Source organism: Kribbella sp. NPDC048837 (assembly GCF_055586945.1).
In genome coordinates this window covers 322,277-347,232 of record NZ_JBVJHF010000005.1, presented here as the reverse complement: position 1 = coordinate 347,232, position 24,956 = coordinate 322,277, and the positions used below count along the sequence as shown (strand labels likewise).

General features: G+C 69.1%; 23 protein-coding genes. 12 read left to right on the top strand and 11 right to left on the bottom strand.

Annotated elements, in window-relative coordinates; all coding sequences use genetic code 11:
* Nucleotides 1–914: 914 nt before the first annotated feature.
* From ACZ6O0_RS25100 to ACZ6O0_RS25085, 4 genes are all read right to left on the bottom strand, one after another.
* On the bottom strand, nucleotides 915–1,796 hold the full coding sequence (locus ACZ6O0_RS25100; protein WP_465767405.1) for a DUF2064 domain-containing protein: 882 nt from the start codon (nucleotides 1,794–1,796) through the stop codon (nucleotides 915–917).
* On the bottom strand, nucleotides 1,793–2,200 hold the full coding sequence (locus ACZ6O0_RS25095; protein WP_465767404.1) for a winged helix-turn-helix transcriptional regulator: 408 nt from the start codon (nucleotides 2,198–2,200) through the stop codon (nucleotides 1,793–1,795). The genes ACZ6O0_RS25100 and ACZ6O0_RS25095 overlap by 4 nt, the downstream gene beginning before the upstream one ends.
* Before the next feature lie 328 nt (nucleotides 2,201–2,528).
* On the bottom strand, nucleotides 2,529–3,212 hold the full coding sequence (locus ACZ6O0_RS25090) for a response regulator transcription factor (protein ID WP_465767403.1): 684 nt from the start codon (nucleotides 3,210–3,212) through the stop codon (nucleotides 2,529–2,531).
* A gap of 166 nt (nucleotides 3,213–3,378) precedes the next feature.
* Complete coding sequence (locus tag ACZ6O0_RS25085; protein ID WP_465767402.1) at nucleotides 3,379–4,086, bottom strand: prepilin peptidase; 708 nt, start codon at nucleotides 4,084–4,086, stop codon at nucleotides 3,379–3,381.
* Between the two features lie 295 nt (nucleotides 4,087–4,381).
* Here ACZ6O0_RS25085 and ACZ6O0_RS25080 point away from each other — a divergent pair, with 295 nt between their 5' ends.
* The 10 genes from ACZ6O0_RS25080 (at nucleotide 4,382) to ACZ6O0_RS25035 (ending at nucleotide 13,330) form a co-directional block, all read left to right on the top strand.
* Nucleotides 4,382–4,567 (top strand): Flp family type IVb pilin, encoded by a 186-nt coding sequence (locus ACZ6O0_RS25080; RefSeq protein WP_465767401.1) that lies wholly within the window; start codon nucleotides 4,382–4,384, stop codon nucleotides 4,565–4,567.
* Nucleotides 4,568–4,703: 136 nt separating this feature from the next.
* The gene (locus tag ACZ6O0_RS25075; RefSeq protein WP_465767400.1) at nucleotides 4,704–4,886 is read left to right on the top strand and encodes a Flp family type IVb pilin; all 183 of its coding nucleotides are present in this window, start codon (nucleotides 4,704–4,706) and stop codon (nucleotides 4,884–4,886) included.
* 25 nt (nucleotides 4,887–4,911) lie between these two features.
* Nucleotides 4,912–5,319, top strand: coding sequence for a TadE/TadG family type IV pilus assembly protein (locus ACZ6O0_RS25070; protein ID WP_465767399.1), 408 nt, complete (start codon nucleotides 4,912–4,914; stop codon nucleotides 5,317–5,319).
* On the top strand, nucleotides 5,307–6,419 hold the full coding sequence (locus ACZ6O0_RS25065) for a pilus assembly protein TadG-related protein (protein ID WP_465767398.1): 1,113 nt from the start codon (nucleotides 5,307–5,309) through the stop codon (nucleotides 6,417–6,419). Before ACZ6O0_RS25070 ends, ACZ6O0_RS25065 begins: the two co-directional genes overlap by 13 nt.
* Nucleotides 6,420–6,444: 25 nt before the next feature.
* Nucleotides 6,445–7,272 (top strand): Flp pilus assembly protein CpaB, encoded by an 828-nt coding sequence (gene cpaB, locus ACZ6O0_RS25060; RefSeq protein ID WP_465767397.1) that lies wholly within the window; start codon nucleotides 6,445–6,447, stop codon nucleotides 7,270–7,272.
* On the top strand, nucleotides 7,269–8,429 hold the full coding sequence (locus ACZ6O0_RS25055) for an AAA family ATPase (RefSeq protein ID WP_465767396.1): 1,161 nt from the start codon (nucleotides 7,269–7,271) through the stop codon (nucleotides 8,427–8,429). The genes cpaB and ACZ6O0_RS25055 overlap by 4 nt, the downstream gene beginning before the upstream one ends.
* Nucleotides 8,429–9,814 carry a CpaF family protein gene (locus tag ACZ6O0_RS25050; RefSeq protein WP_465767395.1) on the top strand — a complete coding sequence of 462 codons (1,386 nt, stop codon included), beginning with the start codon at nucleotides 8,429–8,431 and terminating at the stop codon, nucleotides 9,812–9,814. Before ACZ6O0_RS25055 ends, ACZ6O0_RS25050 begins: the two co-directional genes overlap by 1 nt.
* Complete coding sequence (locus tag ACZ6O0_RS25045; RefSeq protein WP_465767394.1) at nucleotides 9,811–11,754, top strand: VWA domain-containing protein; 1,944 nt, start codon at nucleotides 9,811–9,813, stop codon at nucleotides 11,752–11,754. Before ACZ6O0_RS25050 ends, ACZ6O0_RS25045 begins: the two co-directional genes overlap by 4 nt.
* Before the next feature lies 1 nt (nucleotide 11,755).
* Complete coding sequence (locus tag ACZ6O0_RS25040; RefSeq protein ID WP_465767393.1) at nucleotides 11,756–12,670, top strand: type II secretion system F family protein; 915 nt, start codon at nucleotides 11,756–11,758, stop codon at nucleotides 12,668–12,670.
* 6 nt (nucleotides 12,671–12,676) lie between these two features.
* Nucleotides 12,677–13,330 carry a methyltransferase family protein gene (locus ACZ6O0_RS25035; RefSeq protein ID WP_465767392.1) on the top strand — a complete coding sequence of 218 codons (654 nt, stop codon included), beginning with the start codon at nucleotides 12,677–12,679 and terminating at the stop codon, nucleotides 13,328–13,330.
* Here the strand turns inward: ACZ6O0_RS25035 and ACZ6O0_RS25030 are convergent.
* From ACZ6O0_RS25030 to ACZ6O0_RS25020, 3 genes are read right to left on the bottom strand one after another with little or no spacing between them, the layout of a single operon-like run.
* Complete coding sequence (locus tag ACZ6O0_RS25030) at nucleotides 13,327–15,090, bottom strand: helix-turn-helix domain-containing protein (RefSeq protein ID WP_465767391.1); 1,764 nt, start codon at nucleotides 15,088–15,090, stop codon at nucleotides 13,327–13,329. The two genes, ACZ6O0_RS25035 and ACZ6O0_RS25030, sit on opposite strands and share 4 nt — an antisense overlap.
* A 17-nt stretch (nucleotides 15,091–15,107) precedes the next feature.
* Nucleotides 15,108–16,409 carry an MFS transporter gene (locus tag ACZ6O0_RS25025; protein WP_465767390.1) on the bottom strand — a complete coding sequence of 434 codons (1,302 nt, stop codon included), beginning with the start codon at nucleotides 16,407–16,409 and terminating at the stop codon, nucleotides 15,108–15,110.
* Between the two features lie 15 nt (nucleotides 16,410–16,424).
* Nucleotides 16,425–17,153 carry a 3-hydroxybutyrate dehydrogenase gene (locus ACZ6O0_RS25020; RefSeq protein WP_465767389.1) on the bottom strand — a complete coding sequence of 243 codons (729 nt, stop codon included), beginning with the start codon at nucleotides 17,151–17,153 and terminating at the stop codon, nucleotides 16,425–16,427.
* Nucleotides 17,154–17,299: 146 nt separating this feature from the next.
* Here ACZ6O0_RS25020 and ACZ6O0_RS25015 point away from each other — a divergent pair, with 146 nt between their 5' ends.
* Nucleotides 17,300–19,561, top strand: coding sequence for an FdhF/YdeP family oxidoreductase (locus ACZ6O0_RS25015; protein WP_465767388.1), 2,262 nt, complete (start codon nucleotides 17,300–17,302; stop codon nucleotides 19,559–19,561).
* Here the strand turns inward: ACZ6O0_RS25015 and ACZ6O0_RS25010 are convergent.
* Nucleotides 19,536–20,714 (bottom strand): MFS transporter, encoded by a 1,179-nt coding sequence (locus ACZ6O0_RS25010; protein ID WP_465767387.1) that lies wholly within the window; start codon nucleotides 20,712–20,714, stop codon nucleotides 19,536–19,538. The two genes, ACZ6O0_RS25015 and ACZ6O0_RS25010, sit on opposite strands and share 26 nt — an antisense overlap.
* 67 nt (nucleotides 20,715–20,781) lie before the next feature.
* On the opposite strand from ACZ6O0_RS25010, the gene ACZ6O0_RS25005 reads away from it, so the two are divergent.
* Complete coding sequence (locus ACZ6O0_RS25005) at nucleotides 20,782–21,357, top strand: CGNR zinc finger domain-containing protein (protein WP_465767386.1); 576 nt, start codon at nucleotides 20,782–20,784, stop codon at nucleotides 21,355–21,357.
* Here the strand turns inward: ACZ6O0_RS25005 and ACZ6O0_RS25000 are convergent.
* From ACZ6O0_RS25000 to ACZ6O0_RS24990, 3 genes are all read right to left on the bottom strand, one after another.
* Nucleotides 21,320–21,526, bottom strand: coding sequence for a hypothetical protein (locus ACZ6O0_RS25000; protein WP_465767385.1), 207 nt, complete (start codon nucleotides 21,524–21,526; stop codon nucleotides 21,320–21,322). The genes ACZ6O0_RS25005 and ACZ6O0_RS25000 overlap by 38 nt on opposite strands.
* A gap of 93 nt (nucleotides 21,527–21,619) precedes the next feature.
* Entirely contained in the window at nucleotides 21,620–23,812 is a 2,193-nt protein-coding gene (locus ACZ6O0_RS24995; protein WP_465767384.1) for an MMPL family transporter, read from the bottom strand.
* A gap of 253 nt (nucleotides 23,813–24,065) precedes the next feature.
* Nucleotides 24,066–24,602: a YgjP-like metallopeptidase domain-containing protein gene (locus tag ACZ6O0_RS24990; RefSeq protein WP_465767383.1), complete on the bottom strand. Its 537-nt coding sequence runs from the start codon at nucleotides 24,600–24,602 to the stop codon at nucleotides 24,066–24,068.
* Nucleotides 24,603–24,956: the final 354 nt, after the last annotated feature.

The following is a 24,956-nucleotide window of genomic DNA, read 5'->3' as shown; positions in this document are numbered from 1 at the left end:
GGTCCCGCGCACCTGGAGCACGTGCCGCCCGCGGTCGTGCGGCGCTCGCAGGTCCTTCTTCGGGGAGGAGTTCGGGGTGGTCGGGTGTGGCTGAGCTGCGGGCCGGCTGATTCAGCCGGCCCACCTGCCTCTAGAAGAGCCCTCGTGCTTCCCTACCCCTGCCCACAATCCCCCGCTGTACCGCCATCCCCGTGCGGCGCAGCCCCCCGCTCTCTTGCTGCACTGCCGATCCCCGTTGTACTGCGACCCCCCGTGCTGTTGCTGATCCCCGTGCAATCCCCGTCCTACTGCCGATCCCCGTGGGTCTCGTCGTACTGCCGATCCCCCTGGGTGTCGTCGTACTGCTGATCCCCCGTGCAATCCCCGTTGTGTCGCTGATCCCCGTGGAGCCCCCGTTGCGTTGCCGATCCCCCGGTGGAAGTCCCCCTTTACTACCGATCCCCGTGTGATCCCCGTGGTGTTATCCGTCCCCCGTGCCGCGCAGCATCCCCTCGTGCCTGCGGTGTTGCGATTCCCCGTTGTGCTGCCCCCGTGAATCCCCCGTTTTATCGCGATCCCCCGTGGAACCCCGTCGTACTGCCGATGCCCGTGAGCCCCGGTTGCGTTGCGATCCCTGTGAAGCCCCCGTTGCATTACTAGCCGCGTGGTGGTGCCTATCCCCCGTGTTGTGCTGCTATCCCCCACATACCTTGCTTTGAACTGCAGATCCCGTGCGGTTGCCGTGGATGGTGCCCTTCGCCCCGTCAGGGTGGGGTTGGGGCTGGGGTTTCCCCGGGTGCGACCCGTGGGGGTGACCCCTGGCGGGGGTGGGCTGGGCCGCGTGCCGCCCCTGAACGGCATCGGTGATCAGTCCGGACTCCCCCCAGGAGTGTCCCGCTGCTTGGTGAACGAGCGGGGAGCGGGAAGGTGACGGGTCAGGAGCGACGAAGTAGGGATCTTGTGGCGTCCCAGCCCTCGAGGCCGGGATCCAGTCGCGCTATGTCAGCGGATGATTGCAGACGGTGCCAGCCTGGGCCGATCGCGACCGCGTGCCGGCGGGGTTTGTGGGACTCCAGTTCGGACAGTGGGGTGTCGAAGGTGGGGGCGAGGGTTGCCACCCAGTCGGCGGTTGGGCGGTTGACGCCGATCGCCGCTAGCGAGCCGTCTTCGGCGGGGGTGACGGCGATGTCCGCAGTACTGAGGGCGCGGAAGAGTTTGCCGATGAGGAGGCCGGGCAGGTCGGGTACGTCGTGGGAGACGGCGACTACTGCTGCGGCCGGGCCGGCGAGTTCCACCGCGTCGAGCACCGGGCGGTTGGGGTCGACGGCGTAGACGGGTGTCCCGGGCCAGGTCAGGTCGCCGACCTGGGCGAGTGTGGAGTCGGAGCCACCGGACACGGCGACTGCCACGTCGACGCGATCCAGAGCTGCGAGCACCTCGTACGTGTCCTCGGCCAGCGCCAGTCGCCACGCCTCGGGGTCACGGCCGGGAGGTGCCCACGTACCCAACGCAGGTACGACGAGCACCACCACCCGCCGATCCGACGACGCCCCGCTGCCGCGCTCCCCCTGGTCCGACGAACCCGGACCGACGTGGTCCCCCTGGTCCGACGAGCCCAGACCGACGCGGTCCTCCTGGTCCGACGAACCCGGACCGACGTGGTCCCCCTGGTCCGACGAACCCGGACCGACGCGGTCCCCCTCGTCCGACGAACCCAGACCGACGCGCTCCCCCTCGTCCGACGAACCCAGACCGATGCGGTCCCCCTGGTCCGACGAGCTCAGACCGACGCGCTCACGCCCGTCCGGCGGGGTCATGCGGTCGCGCTTGCGTTGTCGTGGGCGGTTCGGGCTGCTGTGACTTCGGGCATGTGGGACTCGGCCCAGGACTTGATGGCGGCGATCAGTGGCATCAGCGTCTCGCCGAGGTGGGTCAGTTCGTAGTCGACTCGGACTGGGACCGACGGGGTGACTGTGCGGGTAAGGAGGCCGTCGCGTTCCAGGGAGCGCAGGGTTTGAGTGAGCATCTTCTGGCTGACGCCGGCGGTGCGGCGGGAGAGGTCGGAGTACCGCTGGGGGCCGTCGGCCAGGGCGGTGAGGATCAGCGTCACCCATTTGTCGATGATGCGGTCGAGGAGTTGCCGGGCGGGGCCGGTGCCGAGGAAGGCGTCGTACTCGCGGGCTGCCTCTTCGCGGAGCTGTGCGGCGGTGCGGGTGGGCATGAGTCTCCTCGTCGTGCGGTACGCACTTCCAAGTACGTGCGTCCCGGCAGAGAGTAACTCTCCGAGAGTGGTGTCGCCGAGAAGGCGTCTAGTGGATGCCGGAACTGGCTGCGCGCAGGGCGGATGGTCCCGGCCACGGTGGCCCGAAGGCGGAGGTTCATGCTGCTGCTTCTGTTGAGATGCTCCGGCAAGCGACGGAGACGGGGTCTTCGGGCGCGGCAGCACGAACGGCCGGCTCAACTCGACCCCGTAAATCCAGCTGAGCCCGCCTCATGATGCTTGCTGCCGCGTCAAAGACTCGTCTCTGCGAGCCACCCGTCACAGCGGGTCAGGCCGGGACGCTGAGCTCCGGATCGATCAGGCCCAGCCGGAGGCCGGTCATGATCGCGTTGGCGCGGTTGGTGGCGCCGAGCTTCTCGTACACCCGGGACACGTAGGTCTTGGCCGTCGAGAGGCTGACGAACAGCGAGACGGCGATCGCGGGGACGGACAGGCCGGTGGCCAGCAGCGACAGCACCTCGCACTCGCGCGGGCTGAGCGCCAGACCCGTGCCGCCCATGCCGCCGATCAACTGCCCACTGGTGACCTGGGTGCGGCGCGCCAGAGCATGCGCGAGGCCGGTCGCGGTGAAGGACGCGGCCGCCACCGCGGCATGACGGATCGCCCCGAGAACCTCGGCGTTCGGGGCGGTCTTGTCGACGAAGGCGGAGACACCGGTCTCCAGCGCCCGGAACAGTACGTCGTCCTGCGCCTGGGCGGTGAGTACGACGATGCCGAGCTCGGTGTGGCGGTCGCGGAGCTCCCGGGCGAGCTGGAGTCCGTCGGTGTCGGGCAACGCGACGTCCAGCACCACGACGTCCGGACGGACCGACGCGACGAGATCCTCCGCCTCGGCGGCGCAGGCGCATTCACCGACGATGGTGATATCGGCATCGGCGCTGACGAGCCGGATCAACCCGTACCGGGTCAGTGTGTGACCGTCGATGACGACGACTTTGATCGAGCTCCGCATAACGGTCCCCCGCGCTATATCTCCTGTGAGCCCCCAGCTGGAGATGGTTTGAGATCACCTACTGCCACTGTGATCGGCTCGCACCTACTGTCCGTTACGAGATCCGTCCAGGTGCTTTCCACCCGAAGTACTTGAACGCTTGGTTACTAAGTGACAAAGATTCACTTCAGCCGGCGAGAACGGCCAGCAGGGCTCCGGCGAGCATGAAGGGGCCGAAGCTGATGGAGTGCTGGAGGGTGATCCGGCGGGCGATCAGCAGCGCGAGGGTGACCACTGCCATCAGCAGGAAGCCCAGCGCGGCCCCGGTGAGCAGGGTCGGCCAGCCCAGCCAGCCGAGCGCGATGCCGAGGCCGCCGGCGAGTTTGACGTCGCCGCCACCGAGCTGCCCCCGGCTGGCGATCGCCAGCACCAGATAGCCGCCGCCGAGCGTCAGTCCGCCGAGCAGCGCACGGAGCAGGTACGCCGGGTGCCCGTCGATCACCGCGGTGAGTCCGAACAAGACCAGCAGCCCTGGATACAGCAGGAGGGTCAGTCGGTCCGGCAACCGCTGGACGGCGATGTCGATCGCTGCCAGCGCCACGCCGAGCGCACCGACAAAGGCGAACGGAGCCACCTCCGGGAGACCTGCGAACCGCCACAGCAGCAAGGCCAGCACCACCGCGGTGACCAGCTCGAGGACGACTGGCACACCGAGCCACCCTCGACAGTGCGCGCATCGCACCACGAAGCGTCCGCCGATCGGTTCCGCACACCGCGAGCAAGTGGTACGCGCGGACTCGCCGGACGCCACCGACAGCCGGAACACCGTGCTGCGTAGCGCCATGCCGGCGACGAAGCCGATCGCTCCCCCGGCCACTGCCCAAATGACGTCCATGCTCGCAAGCTAACGGCGCCCGCTCGGGCGAAGGAACCACGCGACGGCAGAACTGACCGACCGGCACCTGAAGCCGGACCGACCGGCCGACGGTGTCGTCCGATCGCCTGACAAGCACGTCACCGGTTGTCGGCCGGCCGGTCGGCCGTGTCAGCCGATCGGTCGCCGCTTTCTGACCGGTCGGCCGATGCCGCGCCGGGGCGACGATGCCGCACCGTTTCGGTACCGATCGGCAGATCGCCGTTCGACCGAGAACCCGGTGGGTCCGTCCCGCCGACAGCAGAAGGAGCTTCACATGTTCAGCAACTTGCTCGCCTCAGTGCAGAACCGCCTCGACCAGGCGCGCCGCGACGACCGTGGCGCGACCATGGTCGAGTACGGCCTGCTGGTGGCCCTGATCGCCGTCGTCGTGGTTCCCGCGCTGCTGATCCTGGGCCCGGCCATCGTCGCGCTGTTCACCGGTATCGCCGGCAACCTCTGAACCACCCGGACGATCTGCCGATCCATCCAGTTCGATCGCGGGGTGATGCGGCCCGGCCGGACCGGCCGGGCCGCCAGTGCCCAGGCTCCACCCTTCTTCTTTTCCTTGCCTTTGACCTGCGGAGGTAGGAGTTCCGATGTTCGAGCTCGTGCGGTTCGTCAGAGCCCTCACCGACTCGCTGCGACACGACGACCGCGGCGCGAATCTCGTCGAGTACGGCCTGCTGGTGACGCTGATCGCGATCGTCGTTGTTCCCACTGTCGTCATCCTCGGCCCCCTGGTCGCCGCGCTGTACGCGGGCGTCATCGGTGCCTTCTGACCTATCTGAAACCGGGAGAGACCGCATGCATCCGAGACGAGGCGACGACCGCGGCGCCACGGCTGTGGAGTTCGCGCTGCTGCTTCCGCTGCTCCTGCTGCTCGTGATGGGCATCGTCGACTTCGGCCGGATGCTCAACGCACAGCAGACGCTGACCCAGGCCGCCCGCGAGGGCGCTCGCCTGGTCGCCCTCGGGCAGCCGAACGTCGCGGGCCGCACCCAGGCTGCCGCGACCGGGTTGAGTCCGGTCGGCGTCGCGATCCAGTCGGCGTGCCCGGCCGGAGCCGGTCCGACCAGCAACGGCGCGGTCCAAACCAGCTACAACTTCCAGTTCACGCCGGGGCTCGGCTATCTCGTCGGCCTCTTCGGTGGTTCCGGCCTGAGCGGCCAGACCACGTTGACCGCCCGGGGAGTCATGCCATGCGAAACCTAGTCCCGCCGCTGGTCCGGCCGATGCTGCGCCTGCTCGGCAGAGACGACCGAGGTGCCTTCGGCGTCCTGGTCGGCATGCTGTTCTCCACTGGCGTTCTGCTCGGGATGGCCGCGCTGACCATCGACGTCGGCATGTTGTACCAGGAGCGCGCCGAGCTGCAGAACGGCGCCGACGCCGGCTCGATCGCCGTCGCCAAGAGTTGCGTCGTCGCCGGCTCCTCCTGCACACCTGGTACGGCGGCCACCTACGCGAACCTCAACTCCAAGGACGGCGTCTCCGCCGTGACCCTAGTCTGCGGCCACGACGCGCGGAACGGCCTGCCAGGCTGCCCGGCGTCCTCGGGAACCATGGTCGATTGCCCGGCCGCGCCGTCGGCCGGCACGAACTACGTCGATGTCCACACGGCCACCAAGACAACAGGCGGCTCCTCGCTGCTGCCACCGGTGTTCGCTCGTGCGCTCGCCGGAAACGCGAGCTACCAGGGCAGCACGGTTCTCGCCTGCGCCCGGGCGATGTGGGGACCGGCCCTGCAGACCGCGAACTCGCTCGCGATGACGCTCTCACTGTGTGCCTGGACCCAGGCGACGGCCGGTACGCCGCCGAGGTTCGGCGTCGACGTCCGGATCTTCGTCCGCGACGCGCCGAGCGCTCCCACCTGCGCCGGCCTGAGCGCGCCCGGTGAGTTCGGCTGGCTGAACGACATCGGCGGATGCACCGCCGCGGTCGACCTCACCCAGAGCGGCATCATCTCGGGCAGCGACCCGGGCAAGAACCTCTCCAAGGCGTGTCAGGACGCGTTGACGTCGTACGTCGCGAACGGGACGCCGATCTTCATCCCGATCTTCGACACCACCACCGGGTCGGGCAGCGGTGCGACGTACCACCTGGTCGGACTGGCCGCGTTCGTCCTCACCGGCTACGCGAACATGAATCCGCTCAAGGACGCGATCCCCGCGCCGTTCACGAAGGCGGACTGCCCGAACGGGGGCACGACTCCGTCCTGCATCTTCGGGCACTTCACCCAGGCCCTCGTGCCTGTGACCACCACCATCGGGGGCGGCACCTACTTCGGTGCGGCCGCCATCAGGCTCGCCGGCTAGTCCCGTCAGCGGAAGAGAGAGAGCAATGAAACGTCGAGTTGTGACCATCGTGCTGGCGGTGGCGCTGGCCGTCCTCGGAACAGGTGCCGTGCTGGTCTACGTCAATCGTGCGGACGCCCGCGCGGTGGCCGGCCAGCAGCCGGTGACCGTGCTCGTCGCCGACAAGGCGATCCCGTCCGGAACCACGGCCCGCGACGCGAAACCGTCGCTGCGCAAGGAAACCCTGCCCGCCTCCTCGGTGTCGTCGGATGCCATCACGGAGATCGACCCGGCCCAGGAGTCGTTCGTCACCTCGTCCGATCTCGCCGCCGGTCAGCTGCTGCGGAAGTCGATGCTGGTGTCTGCCGAGCAGGCCACCGGTGGGCTGACGATTCCCGACGGCAAGGTCGCGGTCACGATCACGCTGTGCGGTCCGGAGGCGGTCGCCGGCAACGTCCAGGTCGGGTCCCAGGTCGCGGTGTTCGGCACCGTCGTCGCCGGCTCGACCGGCGAGGTCAGTGCGCAGCCGAACTGCACCGGTCAGCACAAGCAGCAACTCGGCAAGGGGATCGGCAACACCCGGGTCGTCGTGCCCAAGGTGCGGGTGATCGCGATCGGCCCGGCCTCGGCGGCCACGGCGCAGGACGATGCCAAGACCACCAACAGCTCGTTCTCCCAGGGCAACGCCGCGCAGAACGACCTGACGCTGGTGACGGTCGCGGTGAACCAGGACGACGCCGAACGCCTGATCCTGCTGACCCAGACCGGGCTGCCGTACCTGGCGCTGCTCGGTCCGACCGCGCAGATCAAGCCCGACGACCACGTCGTACCCCAGTTCCCACCGGCCAAGTCGAAGCAAGGACAAGGACGATGACCATCCTGTGCCAGCCGGCCGTGTCGCCGGACGAAGCGATCTCGAGCCTCGGCGGGACCGTCCGCCGCGTCGACGATCTCGGCGCCGCGCTCGATGCCCTGAGCAACGACCCTGCCGAGGACCTGGTCGTGGTGGGACCGGACGCCGACACCGTCGAGGCGTTGCGGTTCGCCGCACACCTGCGGCTGGAACGGCCGACCACCGGTGTGATCCTGGTGCGCGAGTACGTCGACATCGCCCTGCTCACCGATGCACTGCGGGCCGGCGTACGGGAAGTGGTCACTGCCGGGGACAACGCGGCACTGGCCGCGGCGTGCGAGCGCTCCTGGGAGCTGTCCGGGCACGTGCGCGCCACTGACGACCCGGAGCCGGCGCACCAGGGCAAGGTGATCACCGTGTTCGCCGCCAAGGGCGGATGCGGCAAGACCACGATCGCGATCAACCTCGCCGCGGCCCTGGCTGCCGACGAGGTCACCCGGGTGTGCGTCGTGGACCTCGATCTGTCCTTCGGCGACGTGGCCATCTGCGTCCAGCTCGAGCCCGTACGCACCATCAGCGACGCGCTGCCGATGGCCGGCCACCTCGACACGACCGGAGCCGCCTCGCTGCTGACGCCGTACCGGCCCGGGCTGGACATGTTGCTGGCGCCGGTCACGCCCGGCGACGCCGAGAAGATCCCGGCAACGCTCGTCGGCGAACTGCTCGCCGTACTGCGCGGGATGTACGACTACGTCGTGGTCGACACCCCGGCCCAGTTCAGCGAGCACGTGCTCACCGCGATGGATGTCTCCGACCATCACGTGCTGCTCACCACCCCGGATACACCGGCAATGAAGAACCTGCGGATCGCGCTGGACATGCTCGACCTGTTGTCCTACTCGCGCGACATCCGCTCGGTGATCGTCAACCGATCCGACTCGAAGGTCGGGCTGTCCGCGAGCGACGTCGAGCGCGTCGTGCGAAGCGCCATCAACGCCCACGTGCCGTCCAGCCGCAGCGTTCCCATCTCCATCAACAAAGGCACTCCGATCGTGATCGGTACGCCGACCCATCCGGTCAGCCAGGCGATCACCCGGTTCGCCCGGGAACGGCTGCTGAGCCAGTCCGCGCCGGCGCGGAGCAAGGCGTTCGCACGACGTGGTGCGGGGAGGCGATGATGGACCTGTCCGAGAGACTCGCCCAGCGTTCCGCCGGGTCGGTGCCCACCGGCGCACCGAGCCCGCGGACGGCCGATGACGTACCCCGCCGTGCGGCGCGGAACGCGGATCCGTTCGCCGGCGTGAAGCGCAGCGTTCACCAGGGACTGCTGGAGACGCTGGGTCCCAAGCTGTACGACGCCCACCTCGACCAGCGCGAGCTCGAGCAGCAGGTCACGCAGACCCTGCAGGCAGTGCTGCAGCGCGACGACACCCCGATGACCGCGGCCGACCGGACGCGTGTCGCCCAGGAGGTCGCCGACGAGATCCTCGGCCACGGCCCGCTCGAGCCGTACCTGCGCGACGCCGGGGTCTCCGAGATCATGGTCAACGGTCACGACCAGATCTACGTCGAACGCGAGGGGCGCCTGGTCGCCGTCGAGGCGGCGTTCACGGACGAGAGCCACCTGCGCCGCACCATCGACAAGATCGTCTCCCGGGTCGGCCGGCGCGTCGACGACGCGAGCCCGATGGTCGACGCCCGGCTGCCCGACGGCAGCCGGGTGAACGCCGTCGTACCGCCGATCGCGCTGGACGGGTCGTTGCTGACGATCCGGAAGTTCGCCGCGGATCCGTTCACCGTCGACGACCTGATCTCGTTCGGCACGCTGACCGGGCCGGTGGCCGAGCTGCTGCACGCCTGTGTGCGGGGCCGGCTGAACATCCTGATCGGCGGTGGCACCGGCTCCGGCAAGACGACGACGCTGAACGTGCTGTCGTCCTTCCTGCCCGACGACGAGCGCATCGTCACGATCGAGGACGCGGCCGAGCTGCAACTGCGGCAGGAGCACGTGCTGCGCCTCGAGTCCCGGCCGTCCAACGTGGAGAAGCGGGGCGAGATCGCGATCCGGGACCTCGTCCGCAACGCGCTGCGGATGCGCCCGGACCGCATCATCATCGGCGAGGTTCGCGACGGCGCCGCGCTCGACATGCTGCAGGCCATGAACACCGGCCACGACGGCTCCATCACGACCGTGCACTCCAACGCACCGCGGGACTCGCTGTCCCGCCTGGAAACCATGGTGCTGATGGCCGGCGTCGACCTGCCGCAGCGGGCGATCCGTGAGCAGATGTCGTCCGCGATCGACCTGATCGTGCACCAGAGCCGGCTCAAGGACGGGACGCGCCGGATCACCCACATCACCGAGGTGACCGGTATGGAGGGTGACGTCATCACCCTGCAGGACCTGTTTCTGTTCGACTTCCACGCCGGTGTCAACGAGCGCGGCTGGTTCCGCGGCTGCCTGCGGGCCACGGGCCTGCGCCCGGGGTTCTCGGACCGGCTCGCCGATCGGGGCGTGTACGTGTCACCGCGCATGTTCGGCCTGGAAGAGGTCCCGCGATGAGGACCTCGCGACTGCGCGCACTGCTGGGCACTGCCGTGGTGGGTCTGGCGGTGGTTCTGCCGACCGTCGCACACGCGGCCGACGGTCCGTCGGCGCGGATCGATTCTGTGCAGGTCAGCCCAGGTCATGCCGGCTTCGTTCTGACCACCGCCAACGTGTCGGGGACGCTGAGCTCCGCGACAGTCCGGGTCGTGGCCGGACGCACCGTACTGCCCGCAGAAGTCACACCGGTCGGCAGTACGACGGTGACAGCGGCTCCACCGCGCGCAGTGGTGATCGTGCTGGACACCAGCGGCTCGATGGCCGGCTCGGGAATCACTGCCGCGCGTCAGGCCGCACTGAGCTACCTCGCACATCTGCCGAACGACGTACAGGCGGGCTTGCTCACCTTCTCGGACCGGCCTCGACTCGTCGTCCGGCCCACCACGAACCGCACTCAGATCCGCACCGCACTGGCGCAGGTTGAGGCCACCGGAGACACAGCTCTGTACGACGCAGTGCAGACAGCAGTCGCGGCACTCGATGCCGCTCGGCTCGGCCCGTCGGCTCAGCGCAGGTTGATCGTGCTGTCCGACGGTGTGGACACGTCGAGCAAGGCATCGCTCGAGTCGGTGACCGGCCGGCTTGCCGCCGAACGCATCCCGGCTGACGTGGTTGCCTTCCGGTACGGGAGCGGTGACGCCTCAGCCGCTCAGCACATCGCGGCGGCCGCGGGCGGGCGAACGCTGACAGCCCAGAACGCCGGTCAGCTGACGGCTGCCTTCGCGGCCGTGGCACGCAACTTCACCGCGCGGACGAAGATCGACGTCACTGTGCCCGAGGCACTGGCCGGTCGTCGCGTCATGCTGCGCGTCACCATCGGCTCGGTCAGCGCAACGACTGCGGTGACCTTCGCCGCCGTCGCACCGGCTACAGCTACCCCGACGCCGACGCACACCGGCCAGTCCGCGACCTCTCATCGGACAGTGTGGTCCTGGCAGCTTCTCGCCTTGCTCTGCAGCGTCTTCCTGGTGGTGCTGCTCGCCGTGGTTCTCCTGCGCTGGCAGGGTGTCCGGGAGGACAGGACGCGCCGGCTACTCCAGCAGATGGGCCACTACGGACCTCGGCGCGACGAGCACCTTGCGAACGACTCCGGGGGCGCCGCCGCGCGGACCGCGGTCGGATTCGTCGGCCAGGTCCTGCGGTCGAGTGGTGCCGAGCAAGGCCTCGCGCATCGACTCGATCTCGCGGATCTGAAGCGCAAGCCGGCCGAGTGGGTGGTACTGGTCTTGTGCGGCGCGGCCGCGCTGGTGACCACGCTGATGCTCCTCGGTGTCAACGGGCTGCTGAGCGTGCCGATCGGACTCGTTGCCGGGTGGCTCGTTCAGCGCGTGTACCTCAGCTTCCGCATCGGGCGTCGCCGCGCTGCCTTCGGCGAGCAGCTCCCGGATGTGCTGCAGCTGATCGTCGGATCGCTTCGCTCCGGGTTCTCGCTCGCGCAGGCCGTCGACGCCGTCGTCCGGGACGGCACCCAACCGGCCGCGGGCGAGTTCTCCCGCGCGCTGGCGGAAACCCGGATCGGCGTCGACCTCGAGACCGGGCTCGACCACGTCGCGGACCGGATGGAGTGCGACGACCTGCGCTGGGTGGTGATGGCCACCAGGATCCAGCGGGAGGTCGGCGGCAACCTGGCCGAGGTTCTGCGGAACACGGTCGACACCATGCGTGAACGCGCACAGACCCGCCGGCACGTGCGGGCTCTCAGTGCGGAGGGCCGGCTGTCCGGCTACATCATCGTCGGTCTGCCGATCGTGCTCGGTGCCTGGCTGACGTTCAGCAAACCGGAGTACATGAGTCCGCTGTTCACCACACCGATCGGCGTGATGCTCGTCGGTGGCGGTGCCGCGCTCATCGTCGTGGGGTCGTTCTGGATCCGTGCCCTGATCAAGGTGGAGGCGTGAGATGACCGCAACCGTGTTCCTGATCGGCGGGCTCGCCGCGCTGGGCCTGGCCATCGTGCTGGCGGTCGTCAGCATCGTCGCGCGCCCCGCCGACGGCGGAGTGGCCAGAGCACTCGCCACGATCGACAATCACTACACGCGGCACACACCGGTCGACGTCGAGGCCAATCGCGATCCGTTCGCGTCCCTCCCCGGATGGCTACGCTCCCTCGCGGTGCGCCTGTCCCCGACGGGAATCGGCGCCACGCTGCAGCGCCGACTCGATCTGGCGGGCAACCCGTCGGGGTGGACTCCCGACCGGATCCTGGCGGCGAAGGGGCTCGGCCTGTTCATCCTCGGTGGGCTCGGCGCGCTGTACGGCGTACGCACGATCGGACTGCTCGTCGTGGCGGCCGCCGTCGCCGCGACCGCGGGGTTCTTCCTGCCCGACATCCTCTTGTACAACGCCGGTCTGAAGCGCCAGGAGAAGATCCAGAAGGCCTTGCCCGATGCGCTGGACATGCTCACGGTCTGCGTCGAGGCCGGGCTCGGGTTCGACGCCGCGCTCGCGCAGGTGGCGCGCAACACCACCGGCCCGCTGGCCGAGGAGTTCTCCCGGGTGCTGCAGGAGATCCAGATCGGCAAGTCCCGCTCGCAGGCGCTGCGCTCCCTGACCGAGCGGACGACGGTGCCCGAGCTGCGCTCGTTCGTGTCGGCCCTCGTGCAGGCCGGCGAGCTCGGCATCACGATCGCGGACGTCCTGCGCGAGCAGGCCAAGGAGATGCGGCTGCGCCGCCGGCAGCGTGCGGAGGAGAAGGCGCAGAAGGTGCCGGTCAAGATCCTCTTCCCGCTGGTGTTCTGCCTGTTCCCGTCGATGTTCATCGTCATCATCGGCCCGGGCGCGATCAGCATCGTCCACGTCTTCTTCGGGAAGTAGCCCACCATGACCATCCTCGAGCCCGCCCACCGCCGGCTGGACGCCGGCCGCCTGATCATGGTGCCCGGGGCCACCCTGATGCTGTGTGCGGACGCCATCATCCTCACTCATTCGACCGGGCCCGGAGCAGCAGGCACCCTGCGCTGGGTCGGCAACGCCCTGGTGGCCGTCTTCTACGGCCTGATCATCTGGGCCTATCTCCGTCGAGGGCCGGCGAAGGCCACGAGCACCTCTGTCACCGCGCACGCGGCCGCGATCACCGCAACGCTGACCCCCTTCGCCTTTCCGATACTCACCGGCTCGACGGTGAGCGTGGGTCGAGAGTTGGTCGCAGACATCCTTCTCGTCGGCGGCACCGCCTGGTCGGTCTGGTCGCTCCGCAGCCTGGGCCGGAACCTGTCCGTCATCGCCCAGGCGCGCGAGGTCGTCGAGCACGGCCCCTACCGGTGGATCCGGCACCCGCTCTACACGGGCGAGATCGTCTCGTCTCTCGGGCTCGCCATCGCGGCCGGCACCGTCGCCGCGGCCGGTGCGTGGATCATGCTCGTCTCACTGCAGGTCTACCGCGCGCTCCGTGAGGAGGAGGTCCTGATCGGCACGCTGCCGACGTACGCCACCTACCGCACCCGGACCGCGGCGCTGCTCCCCGGCGTCTTCTAACCGAGTGCGGAACGGAGCCTCAAGGCGACCTGGATGTCCAGGGCACGCTCTGGCGACTGCCAGCCGTCGTCAAGGAGGGACGTGATGCGGTCCAGGCGTTGCTGGACGGTGTTGGGGTGAATATGAAGTGAGGTCGCGGCTCTCGTCGGACTCTGGCCGGCTGCGAAGTACGCATCCAGTGTGCCGACCAGGTCGGTGCCGCGTTGCGCGTCGTAGTCGAGGACTGCGCCCAGGACGTGCTGTACATGCGCCTGTACGTCGACCTCCGCGGCACCGACCAGGCCGGCGACGCCGAGGTCGTCGGGTGTCGCGGATTCGCCGGTGCGGCCGAGGCGAAGCATGGTCGCCGCGAGCCGGGCAGCCTGTCGATGGGCGTCGACCAGCGAACTCCAGCCGGCCGGTCCGGTCACAGCGATGGTCACTCCGGCCCGCTTGGCCACTTCGGCCAGCTCACGTGCAGCCGAGACAGGGTCCGTGCGACCGAGCAGCAGCACCAGGTCGCCGCCATACGGACCGGACAGCACCAGCTTGTCCTCGAGTGGTGCCGAGAGCCGAGCACGTACGGCGGAGTGGTCGCCGCGGCACACGGCGACCACCATGCGATCGTGGCGGCGGTTCGGCGCGAGCAGACGGAGTCGATCGGTCAGCGTCCTCGGGTCGGCGCTGCCGCTGAGCACGTCGGCCAGCAGATCCGCCTGTGCACGTTGAGATTGCTCGGCGGCCTGGCGGCGGAACAGGAGTACCAGGGTGGTGACAACGGCGGCCCGTTCGACGATGCGTTGGTCGGCGCCGGAGAGGTCGTCGACGCCGCCGATCACCAGTGCGCCGAGTCGCTCACCTTTGGCGGTCGCTGCGACCACCCAGCAGTCGCCGACGCGGGTCAACCGACCGGACTCGGACCCCTGCCAGGGCACCGTCGTACTGGGTGCGCCACCGGCCACCGCCAGCTCGTTGCCGACAGCATCGACCAGGACGACCCAGACGTCGAGGAGCTCGGCCAGTGCGGCGGCGACCGCGTCCACGTCGCCACCCGACAGGACGATCCCGGCGAAGCGGTCGTGCGCTGCCGCGGCGTGCTCGACACCCGCGTGCGCGGCGGAGAGCTGGTCGAGCGCGGCCGCTGTCTCTGCGGCGGCGCGGACCTGGACGATGGTCACCGCTGCCAGTGCGGCCAGGGAACCGAGCAGCGAGACCTCCTCGCGGCTGAACGGTCTCCTGGTCCGGTTGGACGCGAACAGCACGCCGACGAACGCTCCGTCGACGACGAGCGGCGTACCGCAGATGGCGACCAGGCCCTCTTCACCGACTGCGTGGTCGATCGACGAGGTGTGCCGGAAGCGGTGGTCCGACGGGTAGTCGGCGGTCCAGTACGGCTTGTAGGTCTCCGCGACCAGACCGCCCAGTCCCGCACCCAGCGGGAGCCTGACCTGCTGGAAGGCCGCCGACACCGACCCGTCGGTCGCCCGCATGTACGTGTCACCGCGTGCCTCGTCGTGCAAGGTCAGGTAGGCGACGTCCGCGCCGAGCAGGGTGCGGGCCCGGTGGACGATGGTGTCGAGCACGCCGCCCGGGTCGCGGGCGGAGGCGAGTTCGCGAGCCACGTCGACCAGCGTGGACAGCTCGGCCTCGCGCTTCTTGCTGGCGTCGATGCCGGCCCGGATCCGCAGGGCGAGGTCGCGTGCCACCGCGTCCTCGCCCGCCGCCCGGGCCAGCTCACTCCCGGGCGCGTCCTCGGCCAGCAGCCGGAGCAGCTCCTCCATGTCCGGGATGATGCCACCTACAGGGTGGTCAGGTCCCGGCGATGCGTTTCGGTGTACGACGTCACCGCGACGATCGAGATCACTGCGCAGACTGCGACGTACACCGCGATCGCATAGCCGGAGTCGTACGCCTTGAGCAGCGCTACCGCGATGAACGGCGCCAGGCCGCCCGCGACGATCGATGCGAGCTGGTAGCCCACGGACACACCGGAGTAGCGGACCCGCGTACCGAAGAGCTCGGTGAAGAACGAGGCCTGCGGTCCGTACATCGCGCCATGCAGCACCAGTCCGACGGTGACGGCCAGGGTGGCGAGGGCGAAGTTCTTCGTGTCCACCAGGGCGATGAAGACGAAGGCCCAGATGCCGACTCCGAACGCACCGATCAGGTAGACCGGTCGGCGGCCGATGCGGTCCGACAGCGCGCCCCACAAGGGGATCGCGAAGAAGTGGATGGCCGCACCGATCAGTACGGCGTTCAGCGCGAAGGACTTGCCCATCCCCAGGTGCTCCTTCGCGTACGTCGCGATGACGATCGTGAAGATGTAGTAGCTGACGTTCTCCGCCATCCGGGCACCCATGGCGGTGAGCACCTCACGCGGGTAGCGCGTGATCACCTCGAGAATCGGCAGCTTGTCCGTCGGCTGCTGCTTCTCCCGCGCCTCCTGGAACACCGGCGACTCCTCGATCCGCAGCCGCACCCACAGCCCGACCAGGACAAGCACGGCGGACAACAGGAACGGAATGCGCCAGCCCCATGAGTTGAAGGCCTCATCTGACTGGAACGCCGCCAGCCCGGCCAGTACGCCGTTGGCGATCAGCTGACCGGCCGGAGCGCCGGCCTGTGGCCAGGAAGCCCAGAAACCACGCCGCGCGGGGTCACCGTGCTCAGACACGATCAGTACGGCGCCACCCCACTCACCACCGAGTGCGAAGCCCTGGATGAGCCGCAGCACGGTCAGCAGGATCGGAGCGAGCGCACCGACCTGTGCGTACGTCGGCAGCAGGCCGATGGCGAAGGTGGCGAGGCCCATCAGCAGCAGTGACAGCACCAGCAGCTGCTTGCGCCCCAATCGGTCGCCGAAGTGGCCGAACACCACTCCGCCGATCGGCCGGGCGAAGAAGCCCACCGCAAAGGTGGCGAAGCTCAGGAGCGTCCCTGTCAGCTCCTCGCCCTTCGGGAAGAAGAGGTCGCCGAACACCACCGACGCGGCGACGCCGTAAAGGAAGAAGTCGTACCACTCGACCGTCGTACCGACGAGACTCGCGCCGACCACGCGGACGATCGCCGGCCGGGTCCGAACCGGTTGTGTTGCTGTCATGGCGGGCTCCAGTTGCTAGTGGGCGGTCCAGCCGCCGTCGAGTACGAACGAGCTCCCCGTGATGGAGGCGGACGCCGGGCCGCACAGCAGCGCGACCAGCTCCGCCACTTCGGCCGGCTCGATCAGCCGCTTCACCGCGACCGGTTCGAGCAGGACCTTGTCCAGCACCTCTGCCTCGGACAGGCCGTGCGTGGCCGCCTGGTCCGCGAGTTGTGCGGTGACGAGCGGCGTACGGACGTAGGCCGGGTTCACACAGTTGCTGGTGACCCCATGTGCCGCGCCCTCCAGGGCGACGACCTTGCTGAGTCCCTCGAGTCCGTGTTTGGCAGCGACGTACGCCGCCTTGAACGGGCTGGCCCGGAGGCCGTGTACCGAGCTGATGTTGACCACGCGTCCCCAGCCGGCGCCGTACATGTGGGGCAGCGACTGCCGGATCAGCCGGAACGGCGACTCGAGCATGAGCCGCAGGATGTAGCTGAAGCGCTCCGGCGGGAACTGCTCGATCGGCGCGACCTGCTGGACCCCGGCGTTGTTCACCAGGATGTCCACGTCCGTCGGCAGGTCCGGCAGACGCTCCAGGTCGGACAGGTCGGCCACCACCGTCTCCACACCCTCGAGCGCGTCGAGCCCGGCCGGGTCGAAGTCGACGGCGACGACGTGGACGCCGTCCGCCGCGAGGCGCCGGGCACACGCGGCGCCGATGCCGGACGCAGCTCCGGTGACGAGGGCTCGACGGGTCTCCATGGCCGACGACTGTAGAAATCCAGGCTCAGCCGCACTATGGGATCCGGGCACACATCCCGACCCCGGTCAGTGGTGTTCTGCGCCACTTGTCCACAACTTCGCCTATCAGAGCAGCGCGTGACGATAGGTGGACCTATTGTTGAAACATGGTCGATATCGAACAGCCGAAGAAGAAGGCGGCCGGCGTCCCCGCGGTGCTCTCGTCGTTCAAGTTCGGTTTCCGGGAGATGGGCCCGGCGCGGACCGGCAAGGTGTTCTTGAAGATGAACCAGGACGGCGGGTTCGACTGCCCGTCCTGTGCCTGGCCGGACCCCGACCACAAACGCAAGCACGCGGCCGAGTTCTGCGAGAACGGCGCCAAGGCGGTGGCCTGGGAGGCGACCCGCAAGCGGGTCCCGCGCGCCTTCTTCGCCGAGCACTCGGTCGACGCGATGAACGAGATCTCCGAGTTCGAGCTCGGCAAGCTCGGCCGGATCACCGAGCCGCTGCTGCTCCGGGCCGGCGCGACGCACTACGAGCCGGTCGGCTGGGACGAGGCGTTCCAGGTCGTCGCGCGGCACCTGAAGGCGCTGATCGACCCGAACGACGCCGTCTTCTACACCTCCGGCCGGACCAGCAACGAGGCCGCGTTCCTCTACCAGCTGTTCGTCCGCGCCTACGGCACCAACAACCTGCCCGACTGCTCGAACATGTGCCACGAGTCCTCGGGGACAGCCCTGTCCCGGGTGATCGGCAGCGGCAAGGGTGCGGTCACGCTGGAGATGCTCGAGCAGGCCGAGCTGATCGTCGTCGTCGGCCAGAACCCGGGCACCAACGCACCGCGGATGCTGAGCCACCTCGAGATCGCCAAGCGCAACGGCGGCGACATCGTCTCGGTGAACCCGCTGCCCGAGCCCGGCCTGATGAACTTCAAGAACCCGCAGCGCCCGCGCGGCTGGATCGGCAAGGGGACGACGCTCGCCGACCAGCACCTGCAGATCCGGATCGGCGGCGACCAGGCGCTGTTCCTTGCCGTCGGCCACCTGCTGCTCGACGCCGAGGCGGCCAGTCCGGGGACCGTGCTGGACAAGTCCTTCATCGACGACCACACCAGCGGGTACGACCTGTACGCCAAGCACAACAGGGAGATCGACTGGGCTGCGGTCGAGCTGGCCACCGGCCTGCGACGGACCGAGATCGAGGAGTTCACCCAGCGGTTCATCAAGTCCAAGGCGACGGTGATCTGCTGGGCGATGGGCCTGACCCAGCACCGCGAGGCCGTCGCGACGATCAGCGAGATCGTCAACGTCCTGCTCCTGCAGGGCAACATCGGCAAGCCCGGCGCCGGCCCGTGCCCGGTGCGCGGCCACTCGAACGTGCAGGGCGACCGCAGCATGGGGATCTGGGAGAAGGTGCCGGACGCCTTCCTGGACAGGCTGGACCACGAGTTCTCGTTCACATCACCCCGCGAGCACGGCATCGACGCGGCCACCACCGTGCAACGGCTGCGGGACGGCGCCGTTCGCGTGTTCTTCGCGATGGGCGGGAACTTCGCATCCGCGACACCCGACACCGAGGTCGTGCATCGCGGTCTGCGGGAGTGCGATCTGACGGTGCACGTGTCGACGAAGCTCAATCGCTCGCACACCGTCACCGGGCGCGAGGCGCTGATCCTGCCGACGCTCGGGCGGACCGACCACGACCACACGGCGGCGGGTCCGCAGTCGGTGACGGTCGAGGACTCACAAGGCGCGGTCCACCTGTCCACCGGCAACCTGATCCCACCGGGGCCGGAGATGAAGTCCGAGATCGGCATCATCTGTGCACTGGCGCAGGCCGTCGTACCGGACGTCGGGCAGATTCCGTGGGCCGATTTCGCCGACGACTACAGCCTGATCCGGCAGCGGATCGGGCGGGTGGCCGACGGGTACGAGGACTTCGAGGCGCGGCTGCGGGCCAACGAAGGCGGGTTCCTGCTGGCGCACGCGGCTCGCGACAAGCGTGAGTTCCGGACATCGGACGCGCGGGCGCAGTTCACCGCGAACGACCTGACCTGGTTGCCGACGGCACCTGGTCGGCTGCTGCTCCAGACCATGCGCAGCCACGACCAGTTCAACACCACGATCTACGGGCTCGAGGACCGGTACCGCGGCGTGCACGGGACGCGCGAGGTCGTCTTCGTGCATCCGGACGACCTGGCCGAGCTCGGCCTGAAGGACGGCGGGTACGTCGACATCGTGAGCGAGTTCGCGGGTGTCGAGCGGCGGGCGTCCGGGTTCCGCCTGGTGTCGTATCCGACGGCTCGGGGCTGCGTGGCGGCGTACTACCCGGAGACCAATGTGCTGATGGCTGCCGACGATGTCGCGAAGGGCAGCAACACACCCGTCGCGAAGGGCCTGACGGTCAGGCTGGAGCCAGTCGCTTCCTGAACCACGGCTGGAGAAGGGCGAGGACGACGGCCACCGCGGCGCTGGTGAGCCACAGACCTTTCGGGCCCGCTGCGGCGAGGAGTTGGGTGACGGTCAGTGGCGCGATGGTGGTCGCGATGCCCCAGCTCAGGCCGAAGACGGCGAGGTAGCGGCCGCGGGCATGCTCTGGCGCGAGGCCGGACGCCTGCGTGAGGTAGCGCGTCAGGAGGAAGAGGTCGCCGAGGCTCCAGAGCACCGCGGCGAGCAGGAACATGGCGAGGCTGTGCGCCGCGGCGCTGACGAGTAGTCCTGCTCCGAGGAGGACGTAGCCGATCGTCATCGCCCGGAAGTCGTCGAGGTGCTGCATCCGCAGGAGACGCTGGGCGACGATCAGCGTGACTGCCGAGACCGCCAGGATGAAGCCGGTGCCGGACTTCGGCAGCCCCTGCTCGAGCAACGTCAGCGGCACACCGATCACCAGCTGCATATAAATGGTGGCGAAGATGGTGCCGCTCGCCAGCAGAAGTACCAACCGCCGGTCCCGCCAGACCGAAACCACCTTGGGCGTCACGTGTTCCTCACCTCCCCGGCGTACGTCGGCTGGGAGGGCGAGGGCTACCAGGATGGCGCAGGAGAGGCAGGTGATGGCGTCAGCGACGAAGAGCCAGCGGAGGTCCACGTGGCTGATCGCGGCAGCGAGTAGGCCGGCCAGGACTCCAGCCGCGGCGAGTGCCGCGCTGTACAAGCCGTACGCCGCCGGCCGGTCGGCCGGGCTGGTGACGTCGGCGATCATCGCCTGGCTCGGCGGCTCGTAGATCTCGAAGACGAGCCCGAGCAGCAAGGTGGCGAGGACGGCGGACCAGAGCACTTGGCTGAGCGCGATCCAGATCTGCGCGACGGCACAGCCGGTCAGGCCGAGGACGATCGTACGGCGACGCCCGAGGCGATCGGCGAGGTGACCGCCGAGCAGCCGGGACGGGATCGTGGCCGCCCCGAAGAGCGCCAGGATCGCACCGGTCTGCCCGAGCGATGCGCCGAACTCCACGGCGAGGACCACCCCGAGGAACGGCAGCGTGAACGTACCGATCCGGTTGACCGCGCGCGCCACCACCAGGATCCACACGGCCGGGGACAACCCACGCCACGGCGCGGTCAGTGTCGCGGCAGCACTCATCTCCGGCTCCATGACTGTCTAAAGGGATATGATCGGTCACGCGAGCTCGAGCCTACGGAGAGACCCTGTGACCGGTCAAGTGTCTTTTGATAGTCATGCCCGGAACGTGCTGGCGGCGTCCGTCGAGTACGTGAACCGGCTGACCCCCGGCTACTCCGGCGGCGTCGCGTACGCCGGACCGTCCGACGAAGCGCAGGCCGTCGCCGAGGCCCTGGCTGCCATCGGCTACCCGCGGCCGTCCGTCGAGCCGGCGGACGCACGGCGCTTGGCGGTGCTCGCGGGGCGGATGCGGATCGTCTTCGAGGCGGCGCACGCGGGCGACCTCGACCGGGCCGCGGCGGAGGTCAACGCCCTCCTCATCGACACCAACTCCCGACCCCAGCTGGACCGGCGCGACGACGGCTGGAGTCTGCATTTCCACGGCCCGGACGACGGACTCGTCAACGGCTGGGCCGCGGGCTGCGCCGCCGGTCTGGCCCTGGCACTGGGTACAGGCCTGGCCGGCCGCCTGGGCGTCTGCGCGGCACCGCACTGCGACCGCGTCTTCGTCGACATCTCCCGCAACGGCCAACGCCGGTTCTGCTCACCCCAGTGTCAGAGCCGGGTCAAAGCCGCCGCACATCGCGCTCGGCAGGTCTCGTGAGGGTCGGCCTGGCCGGATCCTCGTTGCTCACCACAATCTGGGCATGGTCTCGCGGGCGAACCTGATCGACGTACAGACGCTCGCCGGGGATGTACTTGGTGAGGTAGCGATGCTTAGCGGCCAGCACCAACTCCGCCAGCTGCACCACCATCGCGGCCCGCTGATCCACAGCCTCTCCTTCCCCAGAGCGAAGGACGCTAGCAGCCGACGCAACGAGCGAGTGCCCCACCGGCTGGTGGGGCACTCGCGTTGTGACGGAAGGTCAGCCGACCGGGGTGAGCTCGCGCTCCTCTTCCGGGGCGGCGGGCGGCTCGATCGCGTGCTTCCGCGGGGTCCGGCGGAGCCACTTGGGCGCCCACCAGTTGGCCTCGCCGAGCAGGGTCATCGCGCTCGGCAGGACGACCGCCCGGATGATCGTCGCGTCGATCAGGATGGCGACCGCGAGGCCGACACCGAGCTGCTTCATGTCCAGCGTGCTCAGCGTCGCGAAGACCGCGAACACCCCGATCATCACGGCCGCCGCGCTGGTGACCACGCCGGCCGAGCCGGTGATGCCCTCGGCCACCGCCTGCTTGGTCGGTACGCCGCGCAGCACCGCCTCGCGGATCCGGCTGACGACGAACACGTGGTAGTCCATCGACAGACCGAACAGCACCACGAAGAGGAACAGTGGCAACCAACTGACCACCGCGCCGTTCGACGTGAACCCGAGGATCCCCTCGGCCCAGGTGTTCTGGAAGACCGCCGTGACGACGCCGTACGCCGCTCCGGCACTCAGCAGGTTCAGCGCGATCGCGGTGAACGCGACCACCACGGACCGGAACGTCACCATCATCACGATCAGCGTCAGCAGCAGCACGAACCCGATCACGAGCGGCAGCTTGTCCCGCGTGTGCGCCGCATAGTCGACATCCGCGGCCACGAACCCGCCGACGGCGTACTCGACTCCGGGCACCTTGCCGACCGTCTCCGGCATCAGCTCCGTGCGCAGCTTGGTCAGCGAGTCGCGCGCCTGCTGGCTGCCACCCTCGTACGGCGTGGCGACCTCGAGGGTCGTGACCGTGCCGTCCTTGGAGACCCGCGGCTCCTCGAGACCGTCCTGGGCGAAGAGCTTGTCGTCCTGCGTGAGCCGCACCAGCTCGGCCAGGGCGGCCTTGACCGCGGGCGCCTGGTCGGCCGGCGCTCGGACGGCGACCTCGTGGCTGGTCCCCGTGCTCGGGAAGGCCGCGGTCAACCGGTCGTACGCCTTCATCACCGACGTGGTGCGCGGCAGGTCCTCGGTGCCCGGGAACTTCAGCGTCATCCCGAGTGCCGGCGACGCGACCGCGAGCAGCGCGGTGACGGACACGAGCAGCGTGGCGACCGGGTGTTTCAGCGCCGGCTTCAGGACGGCCGGCCAGAACCGCGCCTTGTCCTTGTTCGCGGTCAGCCGCCAGACGAACGGGATCCGCGGGCGGTCCACCCAGCGACCGAGCTTCGCCAGTACGGCGGGGAGCACGGTCAGCGAGCCGACGACGGCCACCGCGACGACCAGGATCGAGCCGACCGCGAAGGACGAGAACACCGCGTCCCGGGCCAGGAACAGCCCGGCCATCGAGATGATCACCGCAGTACCGGAGACGACGACGGCGTGGCCGGACGTGGCCGCTGCGATCTCGACCGCGTCGACGTGACCGCGACCCTTGGCGCGTTCCTCGCGTTCACGGCGCAGGTAGAACAGTGAGTAGTCCACGCCGACCGCCATACCGATCAGCAGGATCACGCTGTTCACCGCGTCGACCGCGGGAATGAGCTGCGACGCCGCCGCCGACAGACCGATCGCGGCTGCGACCGCGGAGAGCGCGAGTACCAGCGGCACAGAGGCCGCGATCAGCGCGCCGAACGCGATCAGGAGGATCGCGAGTGTCACCGGCAGGCTGAACATCTCGGCGCGTTTGAAGTCCTTGCCGAGCGTCTCGTTCAAGGCCTTGTCGATCGACAGTCCACCGACCTCTTCGATCCGCAGGTCCGGATACTCCTGCTGGATCTTGGCCGTGGTGTCGAGGAGCGGCTGGACCCGCTCGTCACCGTCGCCGTCCTTCAGGGTGACCCTGACGATCACCGCTTCCTTGTTCGGCGACGGCATCGGCTGGGCGACTTCCGCGACCCCACCGAGGGCGCGCATCCGCTGGATCACCACTCCGGCCGCCTTGCCGGCCGCCGCCTGGTCGAGCGTCCCGGACGGAGCCGTGATCAGCACGCTCTCCACGTCCGGGTCGGCGAAGTTGCCGGACTTGACGATGTTGTCCGCCCGGGTCACCTCACCGATGTCGCCCTCGTTCTCGGACTCCTTGGTCCCGGTCACCGAGCCGAGTGCGAAACAGGCGATCACGACGACCACCCACATCGCGATCGCCCGCCACGGATGGGTGGCGCTCCAGCGCGCCGCCCGGACCGTGATCTGTCCCCTGGCCATACGTTCCCTGCCCCTCTGCGCACCCACCGGCGCCCCACCCAGCGCACCTGGCGTGGCGCTGGCTACGGGAAAAAGCCTGGCTGGCGAAGCGGGGTCGCGACCATGCAGGAAGCCACCCAGTACACCCTGGGGCTAACCCCACCCCACCCTTTCTCGTAGGCCGTACGACACCGGGGTGATCGGAGCTTTGGGACGGCTCCGGCCCCGGAGCGTCGTAGTCTCGGCCCGCCTCACGGCACCGGCGGGAGGGGCCTCAGAAGTCGTCGAGGTCCAGCGAGGAGGCGGCCGAGACGCCCTCGAGATACCCCTCGGCACGCTCGGCCTTGGGGTAGCGGTGGACCAGCGCCCAGAAGGCGGCGTTGTGGGCCGGCTCGACCAGATGGGCCAGCTCGTGGATGAGCACGTAGTCGACCACCCAGCCCGGCATCGACTGCAGACGGGTGCTCAGACGGATGGATCTGTCCGCCGGAGTGCAGGATCCCCACCGTCTGTTTTGGTTCGAAACCCACCTCACAGACGCAGGTTCGGGCACTTCCGGGAGGTGACGACACGCGAGTTCATGTGCTCTGGCCAACAATTTTTCGTCCGACACGCGGGATCGGCTGCGCTGCTTGTCCAGTCGCGCCAGCATGGTCTCGACCCAGCGCGCCTCCTCCGCGGCGGACAGCCGGTCGGGCATCAGCACGACCACCCGCTCGCCGTCCCGGTAGGCGCTGACGGTCCGCTTGCGCCGTTTGCTGCGACGGATGTCCACGTACGGCGGGATCGGGCGCGGTGGAGAGTCGGCCATGGGTCAAAAATGTACCCCCAGAATCTGACAACTTTCTTCCGTCCACATCCTGTGCATCCACGTTTTCGCAGGTCAGACGCCAGATCTTGGGCCGGCCGATCCCGGTTGTTCACATCCTGTTCCCCCGCCCGTCCACAGCGCCCGGCGGCGCGTCCCACAGGTTGCGCACAGGGTTATCCACAGGCGTGGACAACCCGGGCTTGCCACCTCCACCGCCGCCACCTAGCGTCGGGGTCAACAGGCTCCCGGACCGCCTCCGGGGCCGTTCGGAGGGGAAGCCGAGCGGTTCCGGAGGCGGATCCCCGGGAGCCTGTTCCGTGCTGCCGAGGGGTTCGGAAAGGGCTTTCCTCGGGG

Bases quoted from the DNA above. Each gene is read 5' to 3' on its own strand.
- ACZ6O0_RS25100 (WP_465767405.1), bottom strand. From the start codon at position 1,796: ATGACCCCGCCGGACGGGCGTGAGCGCGTCGGTCTGAGCTCGTCGGAC.
- ACZ6O0_RS25095 (WP_465767404.1), bottom strand. From the start codon at position 2,200: ATGCCCACCCGCACCGCCGCACAGCTCCGCGAAGAGGCAGCCCGCGAG.
- ACZ6O0_RS25090 (WP_465767403.1), bottom strand. From the start codon at position 3,212: ATGCGGAGCTCGATCAAAGTCGTCGTCATCGACGGTCACACACTGACC.
- ACZ6O0_RS25085 (WP_465767402.1), bottom strand. From the start codon at position 4,086: ATGGACGTCATTTGGGCAGTGGCCGGGGGAGCGATCGGCTTCGTCGCC.
- ACZ6O0_RS25080 (WP_465767401.1), top strand. From the start codon at position 4,382: ATGTTCAGCAACTTGCTCGCCTCAGTGCAGAACCGCCTCGACCAGGCG.
- ACZ6O0_RS25075 (WP_465767400.1), top strand. From the start codon at position 4,704: ATGTTCGAGCTCGTGCGGTTCGTCAGAGCCCTCACCGACTCGCTGCGA.
- ACZ6O0_RS25070 (WP_465767399.1), top strand. From the start codon at position 4,912: ATGCATCCGAGACGAGGCGACGACCGCGGCGCCACGGCTGTGGAGTTC.
- ACZ6O0_RS25065 (WP_465767398.1), top strand. From the start codon at position 5,307: ATGCGAAACCTAGTCCCGCCGCTGGTCCGGCCGATGCTGCGCCTGCTC.
- cpaB (WP_465767397.1), top strand. From the start codon at position 6,445: ATGAAACGTCGAGTTGTGACCATCGTGCTGGCGGTGGCGCTGGCCGTC.
- ACZ6O0_RS25055 (WP_465767396.1), top strand. From the start codon at position 7,269: ATGACCATCCTGTGCCAGCCGGCCGTGTCGCCGGACGAAGCGATCTCG.
- ACZ6O0_RS25050 (WP_465767395.1), top strand. From the start codon at position 8,429: ATGGACCTGTCCGAGAGACTCGCCCAGCGTTCCGCCGGGTCGGTGCCC.
- ACZ6O0_RS25045 (WP_465767394.1), top strand. From the start codon at position 9,811: ATGAGGACCTCGCGACTGCGCGCACTGCTGGGCACTGCCGTGGTGGGT.
- ACZ6O0_RS25040 (WP_465767393.1), top strand. From the start codon at position 11,756: ATGACCGCAACCGTGTTCCTGATCGGCGGGCTCGCCGCGCTGGGCCTG.
- ACZ6O0_RS25035 (WP_465767392.1), top strand. From the start codon at position 12,677: ATGACCATCCTCGAGCCCGCCCACCGCCGGCTGGACGCCGGCCGCCTG.
- ACZ6O0_RS25030 (WP_465767391.1), bottom strand. From the start codon at position 15,090: ATGGAGGAGCTGCTCCGGCTGCTGGCCGAGGACGCGCCCGGGAGTGAG.
- ACZ6O0_RS25025 (WP_465767390.1), bottom strand. From the start codon at position 16,409: ATGACAGCAACACAACCGGTTCGGACCCGGCCGGCGATCGTCCGCGTG.
- ACZ6O0_RS25020 (WP_465767389.1), bottom strand. From the start codon at position 17,153: ATGGAGACCCGTCGAGCCCTCGTCACCGGAGCTGCGTCCGGCATCGGC.
- ACZ6O0_RS25015 (WP_465767388.1), top strand. From the start codon at position 17,300: ATGGTCGATATCGAACAGCCGAAGAAGAAGGCGGCCGGCGTCCCCGCG.
- ACZ6O0_RS25010 (WP_465767387.1), bottom strand. From the start codon at position 20,714: ATGAGTGCTGCCGCGACACTGACCGCGCCGTGGCGTGGGTTGTCCCCG.
- ACZ6O0_RS24995 (WP_465767384.1), bottom strand. From the start codon at position 23,812: ATGGCCAGGGGACAGATCACGGTCCGGGCGGCGCGCTGGAGCGCCACC.
- ACZ6O0_RS24990 (WP_465767383.1), bottom strand. From the start codon at position 24,602: ATGGCCGACTCTCCACCGCGCCCGATCCCGCCGTACGTGGACATCCGT.